The organism is Trichothermofontia sp., from assembly GCF_053493415.1.
The window spans coordinates 1-6,310 of record NZ_JBRCAD010000074.1 but is presented as its reverse complement, the minus strand read 5'-3'; the positions used below and the strand labels follow the sequence as shown (position 1 = coordinate 6,310).

General features: G+C 54.4%; 6 protein-coding genes. 5 read left to right on the top strand and 1 reads right to left on the bottom strand.

Features of this window, described 5'->3' with window-relative positions:
• Window positions 1-162 precede the first annotated feature (162 nt).
• The 5 genes from nadC (at window position 163) to ACWIUF_RS06260 (ending at window position 5,619) form a co-directional block, all read left to right on the top strand.
• Window positions 163-1,047 carry a carboxylating nicotinate-nucleotide diphosphorylase gene (gene nadC, locus ACWIUF_RS06280; RefSeq protein WP_448571435.1) on the top strand — a complete coding sequence of 295 codons (885 nt, stop codon included), beginning with the start codon at window positions 163-165 and terminating at the stop codon, window positions 1,045-1,047.
• Window positions 1,035-2,792, top strand: coding sequence for an arginine--tRNA ligase (gene argS / locus ACWIUF_RS06275; protein ID WP_448571434.1), 1,758 nt, complete (start codon window positions 1,035-1,037; stop codon window positions 2,790-2,792). The genes nadC and argS overlap by 13 nt, the downstream gene beginning before the upstream one ends.
• A gap of 261 nt (window positions 2,793-3,053) precedes the next feature.
• Window positions 3,054-3,803, top strand: a complete 750-nt coding sequence (locus ACWIUF_RS06270) for a pentapeptide repeat-containing protein (RefSeq protein ID WP_448571433.1) — start codon at window positions 3,054-3,056, stop codon at window positions 3,801-3,803.
• A 32-nt stretch (window positions 3,804-3,835) separates the two neighbouring features.
• Window positions 3,836-5,374, top strand: a complete 1,539-nt coding sequence (locus ACWIUF_RS06265; RefSeq protein ID WP_448571432.1) for a hypothetical protein — start codon at window positions 3,836-3,838, stop codon at window positions 5,372-5,374.
• 59 nt (window positions 5,375-5,433) lie between these two features.
• Window positions 5,434-5,619: a hypothetical protein gene (locus tag ACWIUF_RS06260; protein ID WP_448571431.1), complete on the top strand. Its 186-nt coding sequence runs from the start codon at window positions 5,434-5,436 to the stop codon at window positions 5,617-5,619.
• Between the two features lie 13 nt (window positions 5,620-5,632).
• On the opposite strand, the gene ACWIUF_RS06255 is transcribed toward ACWIUF_RS06260, so the two are convergent.
• A complete protein-coding gene (locus tag ACWIUF_RS06255) occupies window positions 5,633-6,070 on the bottom strand; it encodes a DUF4079 domain-containing protein (RefSeq protein ID WP_448571430.1) in 438 nt (145 codons plus the stop codon).
• Window positions 6,071-6,310 lie beyond the last annotated feature (240 nt).

The following is a 6,310-nucleotide window of genomic DNA, read 5'->3' as shown; positions in this document are numbered from 1 at the left end:
CCCCGGTTGGCTCGCTCCCGCTCGCCGCTTCCCTGAGCGCTTTTCTAGACTAACTAATCCCAATAATCCTGTCAACCCCCTATCCCACTTTTTTTTGAAAAACTTTTCCCAAATAGGCCAAAGCTTTGTAGAGTGGGACTTACAGAGTTTTGGGGTGGGTCAATGAGTGGGTTGAATGCGGGAGTGGTGGTGCCGCCGCTGGTTTTGTTGGAGGCGGATCTGCGCCATTGGCTGCGGGAGGATTTGGGTCGGGGCGATCGCACAACGCAGGCATTACTGGGCGATCGCCCGCAACTGGGTAAAGCCATATGGGTGGCAAAGCAATCGGGGGTCGTGGCGGGGTTGCCGATCGCGGCAGCGGTTTTTCGCTTGGTGGACCCAACAATTGCATGGACGGCGCTAGTAGCAGAGGGAGAAGGGTGCGATCGCCAGCAACCGATCGCGACACTGGCGGGACCCCTGGCGGGCTTGTTGATGGGGGAGCGGGTGGCGCTGAATTTAGCGATGCGGTTGAGTGGGATTGCGACATTGACGCGGCAGTATGTCGAGACGATCGCGGACCTACCGGCCAAATTTGTGGATACGCGGAAAACGACACCGGGGTTACGGCTGTTGGAGAAATATGCGTCTCAGGTGGGGGGAGCAACGAACCATCGGTTAGGGTTGGACGATGCGGTGATGCTGAAGGATAACCATATTGCGGCGGCGGGGGGAATTGGGCCTGCAATTACCCAGGTGCGCGATCGCATTCCCTATCCCCTGATGATTGAGGTGGAGACCACCACCTTGGCAGAAGTCACGGAGGCCCTCCACTATGGAGCCGATACGATCATGTTGGATAATATGACGCTGCCCATGATGCGGGAGGCGGTGGCACTGGTCCGTCAGGCGAACCCCAGGGTGAAGCTGGAGGCGTCGGGCAATATTACGTTAGAGACGTTGCGATCGGTGGCGGAGACCGGGGTGGACTATATTTCTAGCAGTGCGCCCGTGACGCGATCGCATTGGCTGGATCTCAGTATGAGGATTAACGAATGGAGTCCATAATTTCCCAATTACAAGCTCGCGTTGAACAGGCATTGGTGGCAGCCTTTGGTGAGCAAGTAGCCGGTACCGATCCCCTGCTGGGACCCGCCAGTAATCCCAAATTTGGGGACTATCAGGCAAATGTGGCGATGTCATTGGCGAAAACGTTGGGACAGGCTCCCCGGGCGATCGCGGCACAGGTGGTACAGCAGTTACAGGTAGATGATCTCTGTGAACCGCCGACGATCGCGGGGCCAGGATTTATTAACCTGACGCTGAAACCCAGCTATTTACAAACCTATCTAGCCGCTTTACAAGCTGATCCGCGCCTAGGGGTACCGTTAACGAAATACCCAAAACGCACGATCGTAGATTTTTCCAGTCCCAATATTGCCAAGGAAATGCATGTGGGCCATTTGCGATCGACAATTATTGGTGATGCCCTAGCGCGAACGTTGGAATTTTTAGGGCATGAGGTGCTGCGGCTCAATCATGTGGGCGATTGGGGCACCCAATTTGGGATGTTGATTACCTATTTGCGCGAAGCCTATCCCCAGGCATTGACCACTTCAGATGCCCTCGATTTAGGCGACTTGGTGGCGTTTTATCGCAAAGCAAAACAGCGATTCGATGAGGATGCAGCCTTTCAAGAAGCGGCCCGTCAGGAGGTGGTCAAATTGCAATCGGGGGCCAAGGAAACCCTGAAGGCATGGCAATTACTTTGTGAGCAATCGCGGCGGGAATTTCAGGTAATTTATGACCTCCTCGATATTCACCTGACGGAACGGGGCGAGTCTTTTTACAACCCCCTGCTGCCAGCCGTGGTGGCTGATTTAGAGCAACAGGGGTTATTGGTTGAGGATCAGGGCGCGAAGTGTGTCTTTTTGGAAGGCTTTACCAACAAGGAGGGTAAACCTCAACCCTTGATTGTGCAGAAGTCGGACGGGGGATATAACTACGCCACGACCGATTTGGCAGCGATTCGCTATCGCATCACCCAGGATCGGGCCAAGCGCTTGATTTACGTGACCGATTCTGGTCAGGCTACCCATTTTGCTCAGGTTTTTCAAGTTGCTCGACGGGCCGGGTGGATTCCCGATGATGTGGAGGTTATCCATGTGCCATTTGGTTTGGTATTAGATGATCAGGGGAAAAAATTCCGGACGCGATCGGGGGAAACGGTGCGGCTGCGGGATTTATTGGATGAGGCGATCGCCCATGCACGGGCTGATTTAGAAAAACGGTTACAAGCGGAAGATCGCGTCGAAACAGAGAGCTTTAAGCACCATGTGGCCCAGGTCGTGGGCATTAGTGCTGTTAAGTATGCGGATCTTAGCCAAAATCGCACGAAGGACTACCGCTTTAGCTACGACAAAATGTTGGCGTTACAGGGAAATACGGCTCCCTATTTGCTCTATGCCTATGTCCGAATTCAGGGGATTAGCCGTAAGGGCGGGGTAGACTTTGGGCATTTAGGGGAAGGACACCCGATCGCCCTCACGGAGCCAGCGGAATTAGTCCTGGTGAAGCATCTGTTGCATTTGGGGGACGCGATCGCGGCGGTCGAGCAGGAATTACTGCCCAATCGCCTTTGTCAATATCTATTTGAATTAAGCCAGAAGTTCAACCAATTTTTCGAGCAATGTCCCGTGTTACAGTCGGCAGAACCCGCCCGAACTTCCCGCTTAATTTTATGTGATTTAACAGCCCGCACCTTGAAATTAGGCTTATCCCTTCTCGGTATTCCAGTTCTGGAGCGGATGTAGGTGCCTATCTGTAGGGGTAAGGAGTGAGGAGTGAGGAGTGAGGAGTGAGGGGAGCGTGACTCATTCCTCACTGTTTGCTGCCTTGTAGGTGAACTTGGAGCCAGATCGCTAGGAAGAGGATAAGCGAATAAGTTGAGGGGTAGTCAAAATCGGCTATAACAGGGGGCATAATCTGAGTGACACTGTTGTGCTAGGCGCAAGGCAGGGTCCCTTGCCCGATCCTACCTGTTTAACAACGAGGTAATCACGAGGAAGTGTTGCATGGCAAACCTGGATCATGTGGCTAGGCTCCGACAAGGTGCGGCTGCCTGGAACGAATGGCGCGACCAAAACCCTGATATCAAGCCGGATCTAAGCGGTGCTGATTTGGAAGGGATGCAATTACAGGGAATTAACTTGCAGGCCGCTAATTGTCTTCAAGCCGACTTGATCGAGGCCAATTTAGAAGTCGCCAATCTGGAAGGGGCTAACTTTGTCCAGGCTAACCTGAAAGGGGCCAATCTGCGCTACGCCAACCTCAAGGGAGCCGATCTCGGGGCAGCCTATTGCAGTGGGGGCAACTTTGAAGGGGCGAATCTGTTCATGGCGGATTGCGTTGAAACCAATTTTGAAGCCTGCAACCTACAGCAGACTAACTTGGGGGGCATCGATCTGTATAAGGCTAATTTGCGGCGGGCCAATCTGAAGGAAGCCGATCTACGGGAAGCCAATGTGCGACGGGCAGAATTAATTGAGGCCGATCTGAGCAATGCCAATCTCTTTCGATCGGATTTTCTCCAGTCCCATTTAATCGAAGCGAACCTGAGCTATGCCAATTTGGAAGGCACCAACTTTCTTCAAGCCAACCTGATCCAGGCCAACCTCACCGGGGCGAATGTCCTGGATGCCAACTTTAATCAGGCCAACCTGCGACGGGCAAATCTCACCGATACGAATTTTCGGCTAGCCAATAGCCTGGGGGTTGATCTCCGACGGGCGACGATGCCGGATGGTAGTGTGCATAGTAGTTAGGGTCAGAATTGATGCAATGGCAAGTAGAAAGAATGCGCTTCCTAAGGCGTAACCCGATCGCATGGCTTTGGCCCCCGATCGCCCTTTTTGCATTGGGTATCCTGAGCCGCTGGTTATTTCGCAGCCAACTGATCCAGGAGTGGGACGCGGGTAATTTTGTGATGGCAGTCAATCACTTTGACCTGCGCCAGGGGATTCCCCACCTGCCGGGTACCTTCGTCCTGTTCGTATTTGCCGGACGGGCGCTCACGGTTTTTTGGCCAGACCCCCACACAAGCCTCGTCATGGTGAACGTGTTGGCATCGGGACTCGCAGCAGCGGCCCTGTTTATCCTCGGTCGGGCCTGGTTCAGCCCACGGGTGGGTTGGGTGGCGGCGTTACTCATGCTCAGCAGCCCCTCGGTCTGGTTCTATGGGGAAATGTCCCTGTCCTACATGGCCGAGTTTTTCTGGGTCATCCCGATTTTGTTCGCGGCTTACTATGCCGGTCAGGGCGATCGGCGTGCCCTGTGGATTTTAGCCGCCTTGATGGGATTGGCCGGGGGCATTCGGCCCAATACGCCTGTGTTTCTGATGCCGTTGGCGATCGCGGCCCTGGGACGGGGGCTATGGACCCAAAAGTTTAACGGGCGGGATATCCTGGCGGTTCTGGCGATCGGGTTTAGCAGTGCCCTGGTTTGGATGATTCCCATGTGGGCCATGTCTGGGGGACCGCTTACCTACTGGCAACTGGTGCAAATTTGGATGCACGATCACAGTCAGGATGCCCGTAGCCTGATCGGTGTCCTGGATAATTTCACCTTTGTTATGCGGGCGATCGTCTTTGTCCTCGGTTTTGGTCTCCTACCCGGTTTGTGGGCATTGGGGTATTTTCGGCGATTCTCCTGCGGAGACGCAACGCGAACGCTCCTCCCCTTACTCCGACGAGATTGGCGTGCCCAGGTTTTGATGCTGGCGATCGTGCCGGGTTTCTTTTACTTCCTCTTCATGCACATCAAACGCCAGGGACACAGTTTCACGATCATGCCTGCGCTTATGGTGTTAGCGGCAGTGGCGATCGTCCAACTGGTGCAAACCCTGGAACCCCGTTATCCGAGGGCCTGGGCGATCGTGCTGGTCCTGGTGATTGGGGGCAATACCGCCTTTTTTCTTTTCGGTCCCGCTGAGTTTCGGACCCGTGCCAAAATCCAGGCGTTTGATCGCACCTATGTAGAACGGCTAGCCGTAATTCGGGCTGAATTTCCCCCAGAAACGACAGCGGTGCTGGCGAGTAAACCCTATGGTCGCCTGCCGGAGGTGTACTTGCCGGATTATGTGTTCCCCAATTTGTCCGATCGCCGCAGTGAAGTCCCGGTGATTGTCCCCACGCAGGCGCAAACCCTGGTGTTTCTGGATGACAAAATTTACAGCAAACCTGAACAGGATCGGGGTTTCCAAAGCCTCCCTTTAGCCAACAATCAGGCCCTGCGTTACCTGGTAATTCCCCGCGATCGCCAAGCCGTCATCTCTAAAGATACGGTGGAATTAGTGGAACTCACTGCATCGACTCCCCCCACTCACCCTACGCCCTGAAGCCGGGATTGGTAGGATGGGAGCAGAAGATACACACAGGACGTGCAGGAGGAACGATCGTGTTGAAGTTAGCGCTGATTGTCATCTATGGGGTAGGCGTCTGGGTCTTTTGGCGCGGCTTTGAGCGCACCCACTTTGAGCAGAATATGGGGAATCGTCTGAAACTTTCCTTGCTGTGGCCGGTTTTGCTGATTGCCAGCCAGAGCTATCGCCAGAACTTTAATCGGGCCTTGAAAGGCAAATAAGGTCCCCAGTTGGCTAGGGCAGGTATTTCTGGACAACCTCCCAACCGGTCAGAAGTACCGCTCCCAAGGCAATGAACAGGGTCAGGTTGATTCTCACATGGAGCGATCGTGCCCAAGGACGATCGACACTGATGCGGGAGGCACTCCAGGCGGACCCCAGGAACAGGGCCACAACGGTTAAGCCCGCAGGTAGGTGGCTGGAATGACCCAGGTTGCCATAGTAGCCGAGGGTGCCCACAATCCCGATCGTCAGTAACAGCAAGACCAAACAAAGGGCCACGCCGCCCAGAAACAGATGTAGGGGACGGAGCCAAACGGGATAGGGCTGAGATCGCTGTCGCAGAATACGCACGGTGATCCCCGTCGCCGCTAAACCGGTATAGATCACGAGCAGGCTACCCATTGACCAGGCGGCAATGCGCCATAACCAGAGGAAGGAAGGTAAGTCCACGGGATGCGCCTCGCAGGAATGGAGTTAGGAATCATTCATCACTGGTTCTATTTAAGCGCCTTGTCTGTCGGGTTAGTTAGGGATTTTTATGGGTAGCCTCGGCATTCGGTAGCCAATCGTGGGTTCAACCCTTTTTATCGACATCAACGCCTACTACATCAAAGAACTAGCGACCCTCCTCGGTATCCTAGTTTCCACTCTACAACCCATCCCCCAACCCGCCTAACCCCCACCATAAGG